Annotated in this window: 13 protein-coding genes and 1 riboswitch; of the genes, 2 read left to right on the top strand and 11 right to left on the bottom strand. The window is 65.6% G+C overall.

All coding sequences use genetic code 11. The features are described 5' to 3' along the window. Nucleotides 1-16: 16 nt before the first annotated feature. From pheT to CFP68_RS10110, 10 genes are all read right to left on the bottom strand, one after another. Nucleotides 17-2,428, bottom strand: a complete 2,412-nt coding sequence (gene pheT, locus CFP68_RS10155) for a phenylalanine--tRNA ligase subunit beta (protein WP_099826796.1) — start codon at nt 2,426-2,428, stop codon at nt 17-19. A gap of 14 nt (nt 2,429-2,442) precedes the next feature. Next, nucleotides 2,443-2,721, bottom strand: coding sequence for a YrhK family protein (locus CFP68_RS10150; protein ID WP_099826795.1), 279 nt, complete (start codon nt 2,719-2,721; stop codon nt 2,443-2,445). Nucleotides 2,722-2,750: 29 nt separating this feature from the next. After that, nucleotides 2,751-3,821: a phenylalanine--tRNA ligase subunit alpha gene (gene pheS, locus CFP68_RS10145; protein WP_099826884.1), complete on the bottom strand. Its 1,071-nt coding sequence runs from the start codon at nt 3,819-3,821 to the stop codon at nt 2,751-2,753. Nucleotides 3,822-3,907: 86 nt separating this feature from the next. Beyond that, nucleotides 3,908-4,678 carry a glycoside hydrolase family 25 protein gene (locus CFP68_RS10140; protein WP_099826883.1) on the bottom strand — a complete coding sequence of 257 codons (771 nt, stop codon included), beginning with the start codon at nt 4,676-4,678 and terminating at the stop codon, nt 3,908-3,910. A 49-nt stretch (nt 4,679-4,727) separates the two neighbouring features. Further along, nucleotides 4,728-5,804 (bottom strand): NAD(P)/FAD-dependent oxidoreductase, encoded by a 1,077-nt coding sequence (locus CFP68_RS10135; RefSeq protein WP_099826794.1) that lies wholly within the window; start codon nt 5,802-5,804, stop codon nt 4,728-4,730. After that, the gene (locus CFP68_RS10130) at nt 5,801-6,739 is read right to left on the bottom strand and encodes an aldo/keto reductase (RefSeq protein ID WP_099826793.1); all 939 of its coding nucleotides are present in this window, start codon (nt 6,737-6,739) and stop codon (nt 5,801-5,803) included. The genes CFP68_RS10135 and CFP68_RS10130 overlap by 4 nt, the downstream gene beginning before the upstream one ends. Before the next feature lie 130 nt (nt 6,740-6,869). Further along, nucleotides 6,870-7,949: a BMP family ABC transporter substrate-binding protein gene (locus CFP68_RS10125; protein WP_099826792.1), complete on the bottom strand. Its 1,080-nt coding sequence runs from the start codon at nt 7,947-7,949 to the stop codon at nt 6,870-6,872. 56 nt (nt 7,950-8,005) lie between these two features. Further along, nucleotides 8,006-8,938: an ABC transporter permease gene (locus tag CFP68_RS10120; protein WP_099826791.1), complete on the bottom strand. Its 933-nt coding sequence runs from the start codon at nt 8,936-8,938 to the stop codon at nt 8,006-8,008. Between the two features lie 46 nt (nt 8,939-8,984). Next, nucleotides 8,985-10,064, bottom strand: coding sequence for an ABC transporter permease (locus tag CFP68_RS10115; protein WP_099826790.1), 1,080 nt, complete (start codon nt 10,062-10,064; stop codon nt 8,985-8,987). A 33-nt stretch (nt 10,065-10,097) separates the two neighbouring features. Next, nucleotides 10,098-11,627 (bottom strand): ABC transporter ATP-binding protein, encoded by a 1,530-nt coding sequence (locus CFP68_RS10110; RefSeq protein WP_241524033.1) that lies wholly within the window; start codon nt 11,625-11,627, stop codon nt 10,098-10,100. A 196-nt stretch (nt 11,628-11,823) separates the two neighbouring features. On the opposite strand from CFP68_RS10110, the gene dnaE reads away from it, so the two are divergent. Both dnaE and CFP68_RS10100 read left to right on the top strand, forming a co-directional pair. Next, complete coding sequence (gene dnaE / locus CFP68_RS10105) at nt 11,824-15,345, top strand: DNA polymerase III subunit alpha (RefSeq protein WP_099826788.1); 3,522 nt, start codon at nt 11,824-11,826, stop codon at nt 15,343-15,345. 2 nt (nt 15,346-15,347) lie between these two features. After that, nucleotides 15,348-16,067, top strand: a complete 720-nt coding sequence (locus CFP68_RS10100; RefSeq protein ID WP_099826787.1) for a hypothetical protein — start codon at nt 15,348-15,350, stop codon at nt 16,065-16,067. A gap of 4 nt (nt 16,068-16,071) precedes the next feature. Here the strand turns inward: CFP68_RS10100 and CFP68_RS10095 are convergent, their stop codons facing one another. After that, on the bottom strand, nt 16,072-16,278 hold the full coding sequence (locus tag CFP68_RS10095) for a SlyX family protein (RefSeq protein ID WP_099826786.1): 207 nt from the start codon (nt 16,276-16,278) through the stop codon (nt 16,072-16,074). A gap of 71 nt (nt 16,279-16,349) precedes the next feature. After that, nucleotides 16,350-16,450, top strand: a riboswitch (TPP riboswitch). Nucleotides 16,451-16,464: the final 14 nt, after the last annotated feature.

Genomic DNA, 16,464 nt, shown 5'->3' with positions numbered 1-16,464 from the left:
CTGTCTCCTTCGTTCGTTACGTCGTGCTGCCCTGGCTGCGCAAACGGCCGCCTGTGGCGTTTTCGACCTTTTCGACAATCCGTGCCGAAACCGCTTCCAGATCCTTTTCCGTCAGCGTCGCGTCGCGCGGTTGCAGGCGGACGGTGATCGCCAGGGATTTCGCATCCTCGCCCAGCGATCCGCCGATGAACTGATCGAACACGCGCACGTCTTCGATCAGCGTCTTGTCGGCCCCCTGTGCGGCATTCACCAGGGTCAGCGCCTCGACCCCGCGATCGACCACGAAGGCAAAGTCGCGTTCAACGGCCTGCAGATCGTTCAGCACCAGGGGCGGGCGCGCGGCGGAGGTGTTGCGCGGCATCGGGATCTCGCCCGGATAGAGGGTGAAGGCCACGGCCGGGCCCTTCACATCCATCTCGCGCAGGATCTTGGGATGCACTTCGCCGAACACGCCCAGCATCTTTTTCGGGCCAAGGCAGATGCGCCCGTGGCGGCCGGGATGCCACCAGGCATCGCCGTCGCGCAGGATCTGCACCTTGGCGGGGGCGCCGATGGCTGCCAGCACCGCTTCGGCGTCGGCCTTGACGTCATAGATCTCGACAGGGCGGGATGCGCCGTGCACGTCCTTCGGCCCGGTGCGCCCGATCAGCAGGCCGGTCACCTCGGTCTGCTGTTCGCCCGGCTCGCCGCCGCAGAATGCCGCGCCCAGTTCGAACAGCGCCATGTTGGTCATGCCGCGCGCCTGGTTGCGCCGCGCTGCCTGAAGCAGGCCGGGCAGAAGGGCGGGCCGCATATGGCTCAGCTCGCTCGAGATCGGGTTCTCCAGCCGCGTGGTTTCACCGCCGCCGCCAAACAACGCGGCGGATGGGCCGTCGATGAAGCTGTAGGTGACGCATTCGTCGTATCCCAGCGCGGCGGTGGTGCGACGGGCGATCTGTTCGCGCTTCTGCGCCGACGTCAGCACCGGCTTGGGCACGCCGGGTTGCGCGCGCGTCAACGGCTGGCCTTTCAACCCGGAAAGGGACGCAAGGCGCGCGACCTCTTCCACCAGGTCCGCTTCGCCGTGGACATCGGGCCGCCAGCTTGGCACGTGGACGGTATCGCCCTCGATGTGGAAACCGAGGGCGGTCAGCCCGGCCAGCTGGGTTTCCGCCGGGATCGCCATGCCGACAAGGCTCTGCACCCGGTCGGTGTCGAGGCGGATCGTGCGCGCGTGGTCGGGCACTTCGCCGGCGACGACCACTTCGGACGCTTCACCACCGCAGAGATCCAGGATCATCCGCGTGGCCAGTTCCAGACCGGGAAGCGTGAACGCGGGATCGACGCCGCGTTCGAACCGATACCGGGCGTCGGAGTTGATCTTCAGCGCGCGGCCCGTGCGCGCGATGGTGACGGGATCCCACCAAGCGGATTCGACGAACACATCGGTGGTCGCGTCGGTGCATCCCGAATGGGCGCCGCCCATGATGCCCGCGATGCTTTCGGCACCGGCGTCGTCGGAAATCACCATCATCTCCGGCGCGAATGTATAGACCTTGTCATCCAGCGCGGTCAGGCTTTCACCGCCCGCCGCACGGTGCACGCGCAGGTCGCCCTTGACGATGCCCGCATCGAAAACGTGCAGCGGGCGGTTCCGGTCGTAGGTGAAGAAGTTGGTGATATCGACCAGCGCGGAAATCGGCCGCAATCCAATCGCCTTCAGCCGCGCCTGAAGCCAGGCGGGCGACGGGCCGTTCTTGACGCCCCGGATGACGCGCCCGGTGAACAGCGGGCAGCCGTCGCGCGTGTCGGCGTCGATGGTGACCTTGATCGGGCTGGGGAAGGTGCCGGCGACCGGTTCGACCGCGCGTTTGATCAGCGTGCCCAGCCCCCGCGCCGCCAGATCGCGTGCGATGCCATGGACGCCCAGCGCATCGGGCCGGTTCGGGGTGATCGCGATCTCGATCATCGGATCGACGCTGGCCGGATCGTTGGCGGCCAGCCAGTCGGCATAACCCTGTCCGACCTCGCCCGAGGGCATTTCGATGATGCCGTCGTGTTCCTCCGACAACTCCATCTCGCGTTCCGAACACATCATGCCGTGGGATTCGACGCCCCGGATCTTGCCGACCTGAATCGTGGTGTCGATGCCCGGAACATAGGTGCCGGGTTTGGCCACCACCACCGTGATCCCGGCCCGCGCGTTGGGCGCGCCACAGATGATCTGCAACACGCCAGCGTCGGTTTCGACCTGACAGACGTTCAGGCGGTCGGCATCGGGGTGCTTTTCGGCGGATTTGACATGGCCCAGCGTAAAGGCGTTCAGCTTGGCGGAGGGGTCCACGACATCTTCGACCTCAAGCCCGAGATCGGTCAGGGTCTCGACGATTTCATCGACCGAGGCCGTGGTGTCGAGGTGTTCTTTCAGCCAGGAGAGGGTGAATTTCATGGGTCAGCCTTCGATTATTCGGCGCGTTCGGACAGATCGGAAAAATCGCCGATGCGGTAAAGATGGATCTCGCGGCACAGGCGCAAGGTGGGTTTCATTGCAAACAGGACCGATCCGACCACGAAAAGCCAAGTGCCCGGATACTGCCATGCTTCGAAGAAGAACATTACCGACCCGATGATGAAACACAGCGCGGCGCAGAAATCGACCGCAGTATAGGCCAGTTCATAGCGCGCATAAAGACGGCGGCTTCTTCTGCTTTGCTCGCGGGAATGCAGGCGGAATAACTTCATCTTGCCTCCTTCGAGACCGATCGGGCGGCCTAGACCCCCCCATGCAGCGTCGGCACCGCCAGCGGCGAGAAGCCGTAATGGCGCAGCCAGCGCAGGTCCGACTCGAAAAATGCGCGCAGGTCGGGGATGCCGTATTTCAGCATGGCGATGCGGTCGATGCCCATGCCGAAGGCAAAGCCCTGCCAGTCGTCCGGGTTCACGCCGCCCGCGCGCAGGACGTGGGGGTGGACCATGCCCGAGCCCAGCACTTCGAGCCAGCCGTCGCCTTCCCCCACCTTCACCGTGCCGCCTTCCCAGGAACACTGGATGTCGACCTCGGCCGAGGGTTCGGTGAACGGGAAGTGCGAGGCGCGGAAGCGGGTCTTGACCGTGGTGCCGAAGTAGGCCGAGAAGAATTCCTCAAGCACCCATTTCAGGTTCGCCATCGACGTGCCCTTGTCCAGCACCAGGCCTTCGACCTGGTGGAACATCGGCGTATGCGTCTGGTCGTAATCGGCGCGATAGACCCGACCGGGACAGATGATGCGGATCGGCGCGCCCTGTTGCTGCATCGAGCGGATCTGCACCGGCGACGTATGGGTGCGCAGCACGTGGGGCGGGCGGTCGTCGTCCTCGGTGCGGTGCATGTAGAACGTGTCCATCTCGCCGCGGGCCGGGTGATGGTCGGGGATGTTCAGCGCATCGAAGTTGTACCAGTCGGTTTCGATTTGCGGCCCTTCGGCCACCGCGAACCCCATGTCGGCGAAGATGGCCGTGACCTCCTCCCAGACCTGGCTGATCGGGTGGATGGTGCCGGGCAACGCGCCGCGGCGGCGGCCGGGCAGGGTGACATCCAGCCATTCGCCCTTCAACCGCGCGTCCAGCGCCGCATCCTCCAGCCCGGCCTTGCGGGCGGCGATGGCCGACGCGATCTCGTCCTTCAGGGCGTTCAGCGCGGGGCCGACCGTCTGACGCTCCTCGGGGGTCATGCGGCCCAGTTCGCGCATCTTCAACGCCACTTCGCCCTTTTTGCCGATGGCCGACAGGCGCACCTGCTCCAGCGTGGCCTCGTCGGTCGCGCCGGCGATCAGGTCGATGAATTTTTGCCGCAGATCGTCCATTTCATGTCCCTCGAAAACGTCCATGACGCCATACGCAATCCTGCGGTGCGCCGCAAGTTGACGAACCCCGCGGACGCGGTGAAGGCCTAGCGCAGGCGCCGCCGCTCGAGCCACGCCAGCCACTGGGCCGGCGATCCCGCGAAGGCGTTCAGGTCCACATCACCGGTAAAGCCCGGCACCCGTCCGGTGCCGGAATACTGCCAGAAGGTCCAGCGCGCACCGGGATAGATTTCGGCGGGCGGCCTTGCCACTGCCCGCAGCCAGGTTTCTTCGTTCAGCGATCCGATGTCGTTGCGATCCCAGAAATCCGGCGTGGTATAGATGATCGGACGCTGGCCGTAATGCCGTTCCAGTATCCCCATGAACACGCGGACCTGCGCGCGCACCTCGCTGGCGGGAGGGCGATGGGTGCAGGTGGGCGAGAACGGGTTCCATTCCAGGTCCAGCACCGGCGGCAGACTGCCCGCGACGCGCGGCACGGTGTTGATGAAGTTCTGTGCCTGAACCTGCGGCGAGGTGCAGAAATAATAGAAGTGATAGGCGCCGCGCTGAATCCCGGCGCGCGCCGCACCGTCCCAGTATTCAACGAACCTTTCGTCCCGGCGGTCGCCGCCCTCGGTTGCCTTGATGAAGGCGAAATTGACGCCGGCCGCGTGGGCGGCCGCCCAGTTCACGGCGCCCTGGAACTTCGACGCATCGACGCCGTGGACCGCATAGGCGGCCGGGCCGCGGCCCGGCCAATCGGTCGGGTCGCTGTCGCCGAACCGGGGCGCGCGTGGGGTTTCGAGAGGTGCACTGCCCGGCCCGGAACAGGCGGCAAGCACGGTGAGGAACAGGAGGGCAAGGATGCGTTTCATGGCGGGCACCGTGACCGCGAAACCGATCCGGTGCAAGGGGTTCGCTCGCTCAGCCGAACCGGGCGGGCGACAGCGCGGTCACCACGTCGCCGGGCAGTTCGGGCGCGCGTCCGGCCACCAGGTCGCCCAGCAGTTGCGACGCGGCCGGTGCCGTCTGGAATCCATACCCCCCCTGCGCCGCGCACCAGAAGAACGACGGCATGGTGGCGTCCGGTCCGATCACCAGGGCGCGGTCGGGCGCGAAGGTGCGCAATCCGGCCCAGGTCGTTTCGACCCGTGTGACGGGGGTGGTGACCATCTCGGAATAGCGGGCCAGCCCTTCGGCCACGACCATATCGTCGGTGAAGGCGTCATGGGCGTCCATCGGGTCTTCTTCGGCGGGCGACACGGTCAGTTTGCCGGCGCCCGGTTTTGCATACCAGGCGCTGTCGACCCCCTCGAACAACGGCCATGCGGTGACGTCGTGACCTTCGGGCGCGGGAAGCTGGGCCATCGACCGGCGATAGGGTTGCAGGCCCAGCGGTGCGATTCCGGCCATGCGGGCGACATGATCGGCCCACGCGCCAGCCGCGTTCACCACGATATCGGCGTCGGCTACGCCGTCTTTCCAACGCACGGTCCATCCCGCGTTGGCGCGCGCGATGGCATCGACGCGGACACCGGTGACGATCCGGGCGCCCGATGCCCGCGCGTCACGGGTGAAGTTCTGGATCAGCAGATCGGTGTCCAGATCCATGACGTCCGCCCGATAGGCCGCATGGGCCACCGTGTCGCGGTTCAGGATCGGCACCATGTCGCAGGCTTCGGGGACCGAGATATCGTCCATGCCCATGTCGATCCGGTCGCTTGCAAAACTGTCGGCCTGGTCGGCCCGTGCCACCAGCAGAACGCCACGCCTGCTGAGCACGCCGCCGGCATGATCCGACAGGTGCCGCAGGCTGGCGCGGTTCAGGGCGCGCACCGTGGCATTTCCGTAATCCTCGATGAAGGCGGCGGCGGACCGGCCCGAGGCATGGGTGGCCAGGGCCGGCTCGGCCTCCAGCACCGTGACCTGGCCCAAGGGCGCAAGCCGTGCGGCCGCCGACAGGCCGGCGATGCCGCCGCCGATGATGACGATCCGGCTCACGCTTCTTCCAGACGATCGGTGGCGGGGGCAGGGGTGGGCGACAACGCGGTGATCCGTGCGTAAAGCGCATCGTCCATGTCGAAGGACATCGCGTTCAGCGACGGCTGCAACTGTTCCACGGTCCGTCCCGAGATGATCGGCGCGGTGATGTCGGGATGGCGCGCCGCCCAGGCAACCGCCAGCGTGATCGGATTCTCGCCGATCTCGCGCGCCAGATCGGTCAGTGCAGCCGCCGTGTCATACATCCATTGCTGGCTGTAGCGGCTGCTGTACATCGCGCTTTCCTTCAGCCGCCCGGCACCACCGCCGTTGCCGTACTTGCCTGTCAGAAGGCCGCCGCCCAGCGGCGAATAGGGCACCACGGCATAGCCTTCGGAGCGGGCCATCGGCAGGATCTCGACCTCGACCTGCCGCTTGACCAGGTTATACATCGGCTGGATCATGGCGATGGTCGTGCCCAGGGCGCGCGCCACCGACTCGGCCTTCATCACCTGCCAGGCGGCAAAGTTCGACACGCCGATATGACGGAACCGACCGGCCTGCTGCTCTTTCGCCAGGGCCTCGAAGGTCTGCTCAAGCGGCGTGTCGTCGTCCCAGCGGTGCAGGTAGAAGATATCGACGCTGTCCATGCCCAGCCGGCCCAGGCTTTCGTCCATCGATCTGCGGATCACATCCGGTGCGGCGCCGTTCGGGAAATCATGCTTGGTGGCGATCACCAGCTTGTCGCGTTCGGGCGCTGCGAATTCACCCAGGAACCGTTCGGATGCGCCTTCGGTGTAATTGTGGGCAGTGTCGAAAAAGTTGATCCCCGCTGCGCGGCAGGCATCATACATTGCGCGCGATTGCGCGTGGTCCGCAGCGCCGCCGAATTGCATGGCGCCAAAGGCGAAGGGTGAAAGCGGGGTGCCGTCCGGGCTGGTGATCGGTGTTTTCATGGCCTCGACCTTGGCACGTCGCGGGCGGCGTTGAAAGCGCCGGTTTGCCGGGTTGGACGTTTCTCGTTGGCCGCCCGATCAACGCAAAAGGCGCGCCCCGATCGGGGGCGCGCCAGGGATCCGCACCGGATCAGTTCGGGATTTCGCCGGTCAGGCCTTCGACGTAGAAGTCCATGCCCAGAAGTGTGCCGTCATCCGCGGTTTCGCCTTCGGCCAGCCAATCGGATCCGTCCTGCTTTTTCAGCGGGCCGGTGAAGGGATGGTATTCGCCGCTGGCAATTCGGTCCTTCAGCGCCAGGGCTTCGGCCTTGACGTCAGCGGGAACCGCATCGGTGATTTCGCCGATGCCGACCATGCCGCTGTCGATGCCACCCCATGTGTCATCGCTTTCCCATGTGCCGTCCATCACCGCTGCCACGCGTTCGATGTAATAGGGCGCCCAGTTGTCGATGATCGAGCTGACGCGCGGCGCCGGTTTGTATTCGGCCATGTCCGATGCCTGACCGAAGGTATAGACGTTACCGGCCTTTTCCGCCGCCGCCTGCGGCGCGGTCGAATCGGTGTGTTGCAGGATCACGTCGTTGCCCTGTTCGATCAAGGCGGTCGCGGCGTCCGCTTCCTTCGCGGGATCGAACCAGGTGTAGGCCCAGACCACGTTGAAGGTGACGTCGGGGTTGGCCTTCTTCGCGTGGATATAGGCCGAATTGATGCCGCGGATCACTTCGGGAATGGGGAACGACCCGATATAGCCCACCTTGTTCGTCTTGGTCAGCTTGCCGGCGATGTGCCCCTGAATTGCGCGCCCTTCATAGAAGCGGGCGGAATAGGTGCCGATGTTGTCGGCGCGCTTGTATCCGGTGGCATGTTCGAACTTCACGTCCGGGAACTTGGCCGCGACGTTCACGGTCGGGTCCATGTATCCGAAGGATGTGGTGAAGATCAGCTTGGCGCCCGACAGGGCCATCTGTGTCAGCACACGTTCGGCGTCGGCACCTTCCGGCACGCTTTCCTGATACATGGTTTCGACCTTGTCGCCGAATTCGGCCTCGACGGCCTGGCGGGCCTGGTCGTGTTCATAGGTCCAGCCGCCGTCGCCGACCGGACCGACATAGACAAACCCGACCTTCAGCGGTCCGTCGGATTGCGCCAGTGCGCCGGTGGCCAGCATGGTCAGCGCCGCGGCGGTGCCAAGAAGTGTTCTGCGTTGCATGGATATTCCCCTGTTGAACGCCCGGATCAGTATTGCGGGCAAAGATGAACGAAACCTCAAGACGAGGCGTGGAAAATGCGCCCCAGCATGGCCGGCGCTGCGCCCGATGCGCCGCGACGGCGCGCCGAGATGATGACCAGCACGACGATCGTTAGCACGAAAGGCGACATCGACAAAACCTCGACCGGAACGGGAAGCTGTGCCGCCTGCAGGTTCAACTGCAACACCGTCAGTCCGCCGAACAGGTAGGCGCCGACCAGCACGCGACCGGGCCGCCAGCTGCCGAAGACGACGATGGCCAGCGCGATCCAGCCGGCGCCGGCGGTCATGCCGTCGGTCCATTGCGGCACCCGGATCAGCGACAGGTAAGCGCCCCCCAGCCCGGAACAGGCCCCGCCGAACAGGATGGCGGCAATGCGGATCCGCACGACCTTGTATCCCAGGGCATGGGCGGCCTCGGCGCTTTCGCCGACAGCGCGCAGCACCAGCCCGGCGCGGCTGAATTTCAGGAACGCCCAGATCGCGACCACCAGGGCCAGGCCGAAATACACGACCCAGTCATGCGAAAACAGCACCCGCCCCAACACCGGAATATCCGACAGCGGCCCCAGATCGATTCGCCCGGTCGGCGGCGGCTTGACCCCGCGATAGCCCTGGCCGATCAGCGCCGATATGCCGAGCCCGAACAGCGTCAGCGCCAAGCCGCTGGCCACCTGGTTGGCCAGCAGGACCTGCGTCAGCACCGCGAACAGCAGCGCCAGCACCGCGCCGCCCAGCGCCGCGCCGAGAAACCCCAACAGCGGTGATCCGGTTTCGACGGCAACCGCGAAGCCGCAGATCGCGCCGGTGATCATCATCCCCTCGACGCCCAGGTTCAGAACGCCCGACTTCTCGCAGATCAGTTCGCCCAGCGCGGCCAGCAGGATCGGCGTCGATGCCACCATCAGCGACGCGATCAAAAGGGCCGGGTTGATGACGCTCAGGTCCATGGTGCAACTCCGAAACCAGGGGGCAGAGGAAAGGGCGTGGCGGTGCTCATGCCTGCCCCCGCGACAGCCGGACGCGATAATTGGTCAGGACATCGACGGCCAGCAGGAAGAACAGAAGCATCCCCTGGAACGCCTGGATCGCCGCCGCCGGCAGACCCATGGTCGATTGCGCCGCTTCGCCCCCGATATAGGTCAGCGCCATCAGCAGCCCGGCCAGCAGGATGCCCACCGGGTGCAGCCGGCCCAGAAAGGCGACGATGATCGCGGTAAAGCCGTATCCGGTGTTGAAATCGATGCTGATCTGGCCCGCGGGTCCGGCGACCTCGAACAACCCCGCCAGACCGGCCAGCGCGCCCGACACGCCAAAGCAGAACAGCACCAGGCGCGCCGGGTTGACGCCGGAAAACCGCGCCGCGCGGGGGGCCTGGCCGGCCAGGCGGATGTGAAAGCCGGTCATGTGGCGGTTCAGCAGGACATAGGCGAAGATCACGGCGATGAAGGCGGCGACGATGCCCAGATGCATCCCCGTTCCCGCGATCAGCTCGGGGTTCGATCCGGCAGGATACTGCGCCAGGTTGCGCGAGCCCGGAAAACCCTGGCCTTCGGGGTTCTTCAGCCATCGCAACGCACTGGCCGCCAGAAGCTGTTCGGCGACATAGACCAGAAGCAGCGAGACCAGGATCTCGTTGGTGTGGAACTTCGTGCGCAAAAGGCCGGGGATCATCGCCCACGCCCAGCCGCCCAGCGCGCCGGCAATCACCATCAGCGGAAAGATATACCACCCCTCGGCCGGATAGAACGCCAGCCCCACGGCGCCGCCGCACAGCGCGCCGATGATGTATTGCCCTTCGGCGCCGATGTTCCACACCCCGGCCCGGAACCCCAGCGCCAGGCCCACCGCGATCATCACCAGCGGCGCGGCCTTCACCAGCAACTGACCGCGATAGTAGAAGGCAAATTCGCCCAGGATCGGATCCCAGAAGATGGTCTTGATCGCGATCACCGGATCCTTGCCGAGAAACGCGAACAGCACCCCGCCCGCGATCATCGTCAGCACCACCGCCAGCGGCGGCGTTGCCCAGGTCCAGGCGCGCGACGGTTCGGGCCGTTTTTCCAGCCGGATCACGGACGGGCGCCGATCATTGCGGAAGTCGGGACATCACGCTGCGCCATGGCCCACCTCAAGATCGTGGGCGCCGCCCAGCATCAGTCCGATATCCTCGACGCTCAGGCCCGCGGCGGGCCGGGGCGACGACAGCCGCCCCTCGTTCAGGGCGGCGAAGGTGTCGGATATTTCCATCAATTCATCCAGATCCTGGCTGATGACAATGATCGCCGCGCCCTTCGTGGCCAGATCCAGCAAGGCCTGGCGGATCGCGGCGGCGGCACTGGCGTCGACGCCCCAGGTCGGCTGGTTGACCACCAGGACCTGGGGATCCTGAAGGATCTCGCGGCCGATCACGAATTTCTGGAGGTTGCCGCCGGACAGCGAGCGCGCAACATGGCCCGGTCCGGGAGTGCGCACGTCGAAGGCTTCGATGATCTCGGTCGCAAAGGCGCGCGCCTTGGTCCAGTTCAGGAAACCGTTCCGCGTCAGCCCGCGCCGCTGGGCGCCGGTCAGCATGGCGTTTTCCGTCAGGCTCAGGTCGGGGGCCGCGGCGTGGCCCAGGCGTTCTTCGGGGGCGGCCAGAACGCCCAGACGGCGCCGTTCGACCGGGCCCATGGCGCCGATCGGTTGGCTGTTCATGCGCACCGTGTCGGCGTCGGTCACGGTTTCGCCCGACAGCACGGCCAACAGTTCGTCCTGCCCGTTGCCGGCCACGCCGCCGATGCCCAGAACCTCGCCCGCGCGCACCTGGAAGCCGATCTCCTTCAGGCTGGTGCCGAAGTTCGTGCTCGCAGGCAATGACAGGCCCGTCACCTCGAGCACGACGGCACCGTCGGTTCCGCCGACCCGGGTCGGCGTGATCAGGGTCTGTCCCACCATCATCTCGGCCAGGTCGCGCGCGGACACCTCGGACGGGGTGCAGGTGTCCACGACCTCTCCCAGTCGCAGAACGGTGGCGCTGTCGCACAGGCCGCGGATCTCCTCCAGCTTGTGCGAGATATAGAGAATTGCCGTGCCCTCGGACGCCAGCTTGCGCAGGGTGCGGAACAGGATCTCGACCTCTTGCGGCGTCAGCACCGACGTCGGTTCGTCCATGATCAGCAGCTTGGGCGCCTGCAGCAGACAGCGGATGATCTCGACCCGCTGGCGTTCTCCCGCGCTCAGATCGCCGACGGTGCGGCCCGGATCCAGCGGTAGGCCATAGGTCTGCGACACCTCGCGGATTTTCGCGGCCAACGTGCTGCGCGGGGGCGGATCCTGCATCCCCAGCGCGATGTTCTCGGCCACGTCCAGCGCGTCGAACAGCGAAAAATGCTGAAACACCATGGCCACGCCCGCGGCCCGCGCCGCGTTCGGATCAGCGGGTGCATAGGGTTCGCCATGCAGGCGCATCGATCCCGCGTCCGGGCGCACCAGCCCATAGATCGTCTTGACCAGCGTGGATTTTCCGGCACCGTTTTCGCCCAGCAGCGCATGGACCTTTCCGGCGCCGATGGAAAACGACACGTCCTTGTTGGCGACAACGCCGGGATAGGCCTTGGTCAGCCCCTCGATAAGCAGCAGCGGTGTCGCCTTTGTCACGCCGTCTCCCTCGTCGTGTCGATCCCGGTTCGTGAAAGGACTAGCGTGTGACATACCCTGACGGCAATGGCTTACGGATGTTTTCCGTTCGCAGCACGCAATTCGGCGCGTGATCCGTAGACGACGCAAGGATGCCGTGGCGCCAGTTGCGATTTCTGTCCTTTCCGTCACCGGTGCAGAGGGCTAGCCTTGGGGCATGACTGCATCCCCCCGATTCATCCATCTGCGTCTGCACACCGAATATTCGCTGTTGGAAGGTGCCATGCGCCTGAAGAAGCTGCCGGACCTGTGCGCGCGCGCCGGAATGCCCGCCGTTGCCGTGACCGACACCAACAACATGTTCGCCGCGCTGGAATTTTCCGTCGCGGCGGTCGAGGCGGGCATCCAGCCGATCATCGGCTGCCAGGTCGATGTGGCCTATGACCCCGCAGAACTGGGCGAGAAGCCGCGCGATCCCGCGCCGCTGGTGTTTCTGGCCCAGAACGAGGTCGGGTATGGCAACCTGATGAAGCTGAACTCGGCGCTGTATCTGGACAAGGGCGGCGCGCGCGCCGAAGTCACGCTTGAACAGATCGAGGGTCATAGCGACGGCATCATCTGCCTGTCGGGCGGGCCCGGCGGGCCGGTGGGCCGGTTGCTGGCGTCGGGGCACCGCGCCAAGGCCGAAACGCTGGTGCGGCGTTTGGCAGCGGCGTTTCCAGACCGGTTCTATATCGAGCTTCAGCGCCACCCCGAGGACGGCGCGATCAACGACCGCGCCCGCGCCATCGAACGGGGCCACGTCGAAATCGCCTATGATCTGGACCTCCCTCTGGTCGCCACCAACGATGTCTATTTCCCCAAACCCGAGATGTACGAGGCGCACGATGCGCTGATCTGCATCGCCGACGGCGCCTATGTCGATCAGGCCGGGCCGCGCCGCCGCCTGACGCCGCAGCATTACTTCAAGTCCGAGGCCGAGATGGCGACGCTGTTCGCCGATCTGCCCGAGGCGCTGGAAAACACGGTGGAAATCGCGCGGCGCTGCGCCGTCAAGGCCGAACGGCGCGATCCGATCCTGCCGAAGTTCGCCGATGACGAGATCGAGGAGTTGCGCCGTCAGGCCAAGGCTGGGCTGGTCGAGCGGCTGAAGGTGATCCCCCACGCCGCGCCGGTCGAAGACTACGAAAAACGGCTGGAGTTCGAGCTGGGCATCATCGAGGGCATGGGCTTTCCCGGTTATTTCCTGATCGTGGCCGATTTCATCAAATGGGCCAAGGAGCAGGACATTCCCGTGGGGCCGGGCCGGGGGTCGGGCGCCGGATCGCTGGTCGCCTATGCGCTGACCATCACCGATCTTGATCCGCTGCGTTACTCGCTGTTGTTCGAACGCTTCCTGAATCCCGAACGGGTGTCGATGCCCGACTTCGACATCGACTTCTGCATGGACCGCCGCGAAGAGGTGATCCGTTACGTCCAAGGCAAATATGGCCGCGACAAGGTCGGGCAGATCATCACCTTCGGCGCGCTCTTGTCCAAGGCCGCCGTGCGCGACGTGGGGCGGGTGTTGCAGATGCCTTACGGCCAGGTCGACCGCCTCTCGAAGATGATTCCGGTCGAGGGGGTCAAACCCGTCAGCATCGAAAAGGCGCTGGCCGACGAACCCCGCCTGCGCGAGATGGCGCGCGAGGAAGAGGTGGTCGCGCGGCTGCTGGAGTATGGCCAGCAGGTCGAGGGATTGCTGCGGAACGCATCGACCCACGCCGCCGGTGTGGTGATCGGCGACCGACCGCTGGACGAGCTGGTGCCGCTCTATCAGGATCCGCGGTCCGACATGCCGGCGACGCAGTTCAACATGAAATGGGTCGAACAGGCGGGTCTGGTCAAGTTCGACTTCCTCGGCCTGAAGACCCTGACCGTTGTGCAGAACGCCATCGACCTGATCCTGGACCGCGACGACGCTGGCGCGATCCGGGGTCGTCCGCTGCACGTCTCGGCCGACGGGCGCACGCTCTATGAACCGCCCGAAGGGGGCGAGAACGACATCGCGCTGATCCCGCTGGACGACAAGGCGTCCTATGATCTGTACGCCAGCGCCAAGACGGTGGCGGTGTTCCAGGTGGAATCCAGCGGCATGATGGACGCGCTGCGCCGCATGAAACCGACCTGCATCGAGGATATCGTCGCCCTGGTTGCGCTGTATCGGCCGGGGCCAATGGAGAATATTCCCACCTATTGCGAGGTGAAGAACGGCCTGAAGAAGCGCGCGTCGATCCATCCGTCGATCGACGGCATCCTTGAGGAAACCCAGGGCATCATCGTTTATCAGGAACAGGTGATGGAGATCGCGCAGGTCATGGCGGGCTATTCCCTTGGCGGCGCCGACCTGCTGCGCCGTGCGATGGGCAAGAAGATCGCCGCGGAAATGGCCAAGGAACGGCCCAAGTTTGAATCCGGCGCCAAGGCGAACGGGGTGGACCGCAAGAAGGCCACCGAGGTGTTCGACCTGCTGGAAAAGTTCGCCAACTACGGCTTCAACAAATCCCACGCTGCCGCCTATGCCGTGGTGTCGTATCAGACGGCCTGGCTGAAGGCGAACCACCCGGTCGAATTCATGGCCGGGGTGATGAACTGCGACATCCACCTGACCGACAAGCTGGCGGTTTACGCCGAAGAGGTGCGCCGGGGGCTGGACATCGAGATCGTGCCGCCCTGCGTCAACCGCTCGGCCGCGACCTTCACCGTGAAGGACGGCGCGCTGGTCTATGGTCTGGGCGCGCTGAAGAACGTGGGCGTCGAGGCTATGAAGATCATCACCGCCGCGCGGGGCGACAAACCCTTTGCCACGCTGTTCGACATGGCGCGGCGTGCCGATCTGAAACGGGTGGGCAAGCGGCCGATGGAAATGCTGGCCCGCGCCGGGGCGTTCGATCAGCTGGACCCGAACCGCCGCCGCGTGTTCGATTCGCTGGATGCGCTGGTCGGTTATTCCGCCGCCATCCACGATCAGAAATCCAGCAACCAGGTATCGCTGTTCGGCGAGGCGGGGGATGATCTGCCCGAACCGCGCCTGTCACCGGTGGGTGACTGGCTGCCCAGCGAAAAGCTGGCCGAGGAACACAAGGCCGTTGGCTTCTACCTGTCGGGCCATCCGCTGGATGATTACATGGTGCCGCTGAAACGCAAGGGCGTGATGACGCTGGAACAGCTGACGGCGAAAGCGGTCAACGGCCCGCAGATCGCCAAGCTGGCAGGGGCGGTCGCCTCGCGGCAGGAGCGCAAGTCGGCCAAGGGCAACCGCTTTGCCTTCGTGCAGATGTCGGACCCCACGGGGCTGTACGAGGTCACGCTGTTTTCCGACACGCTGGAAAAGTGCCGCGAGCATCTTGAACCGGGCATGAACGTCGTGGTCACGGTCGAGGCGACGATGGAAACCGAGCAGCTGAAACTGCTGGGCCGGTCCGTCGCGCCCATCGATTCGGCGGTGGCGGACGCGGGCAGCGCCGGTTTGCGCGTGTTCGTCGATGACGCGGACGCCGTTGCATCCGTCGCGTCGGTGTTGAACAACGCCATGGGCGATCGCACCATCCGGGTGCGCGGGCCCGTATCGCTGTGCCTGATGCACAAGGATCTGCCCGGCGAGGTCGAGGTCAGCCTTGGCGACCGGTTCCCGGTGACACCACAGATCAAGGGCGCGATCAAATCGCTGGGCGGCGTCGTCACGGTCGAGGATCTATGACCATGAGATTCCTGATTTTCGCAACCCTGGCCATCGGTCTGGCCGGGTGCATGCCGCAAGGCGCGCAAGACGATCCGCCCATGGTGGGCCTGGCCGAAGCGCAGGTCGCCGATGACGCGCCGGACGGGGTTCCGGCGGACGCGGTGGAAAATGCGGCTGCAGAGGCCGCGCCGCAACGCGGCGGTCTGTTCGGCCTGTTCCGCCGACGCGGGGCGTCCGGTGCGGATGATGCGCCCGAAATCGACCCCGGCACCGTGCTGCCGTTCGGGCAGGTCGCGTCGGTCTGCGGCGTTTCGCCCCGCAACCTTGGAGTCGAGGTCGACGAGGCGCCCAGGGAAGGCCGTGCCCGGTTCAACCTGATCGATACGGCGCCGGATTCAACCGCGGCCCGAACCCAGTTCATCACCGGGTTCTCGGACCGTTGCGCGCGCCAGTTTACCGGTGCGCTGGTGCTGTTCGGATCGTCGGAAGTCCATGAAACCACCCGCTATGCCCAAGACAATTCCAACCCCTACAGCGCGACCGATGACGCCTATGAAGCGGTCAAGGCAAAGGTCTGCGGCGTGCGCCGCAACGTGCCCTGTCCGGCGGACCGGCGTGACAGGCTGAACCGCGAGGTGGTGTTCGTGACCATCTATCCGCGGTTTGGGGCCGATGGTCAGTGGTTTGAACTGATGCTGTCGGATGGTGCGCTTGTGGCGCAGGGCATGGGCGGCACCTGATCCCTCACCAATGGGGCGGGCGTTGATCGGCCAGCGCGACGCTGCCGCCTTCCTGCGCCTCGCGCTCGGCCTCGCGTTCCATCACCATGGCAAGACGGCGTTCGATCCGGTCGATCCGGTCCTGTTGCGCCGCGACGATATCCGACAGCTCGTCGACCGCGCGCGTCAGATGCGCGATGCGTTCTTCAAGGTTTTGGCGATCCTGATCCATGGCCCCGGCTTACCAGCCCATGTGCCGCACCGAAAGCCCCCTTGCGGCCGGTCCGCCGGTCGCCTAGTCTCGGCGTCACCTCGGGGTGCCTTACAAGGCTGAGATGCGCGCACGCAGACCCGTTGAACCTGAACCGGTTAGCACCGGCGGAGGGAAGGTCAGAACGTTTCCTGCACCCCCACTCCG

Origin of the sequence: Oceaniglobus indicus, assembly GCF_002751875.1 — a bacterium.
Classification (GTDB): Bacteria; Pseudomonadota; Alphaproteobacteria; order Rhodobacterales; family Rhodobacteraceae; genus Oceaniglobus; species Oceaniglobus indicus.
This window is presented reverse-complemented; position numbering and strand designations above follow the sequence as displayed.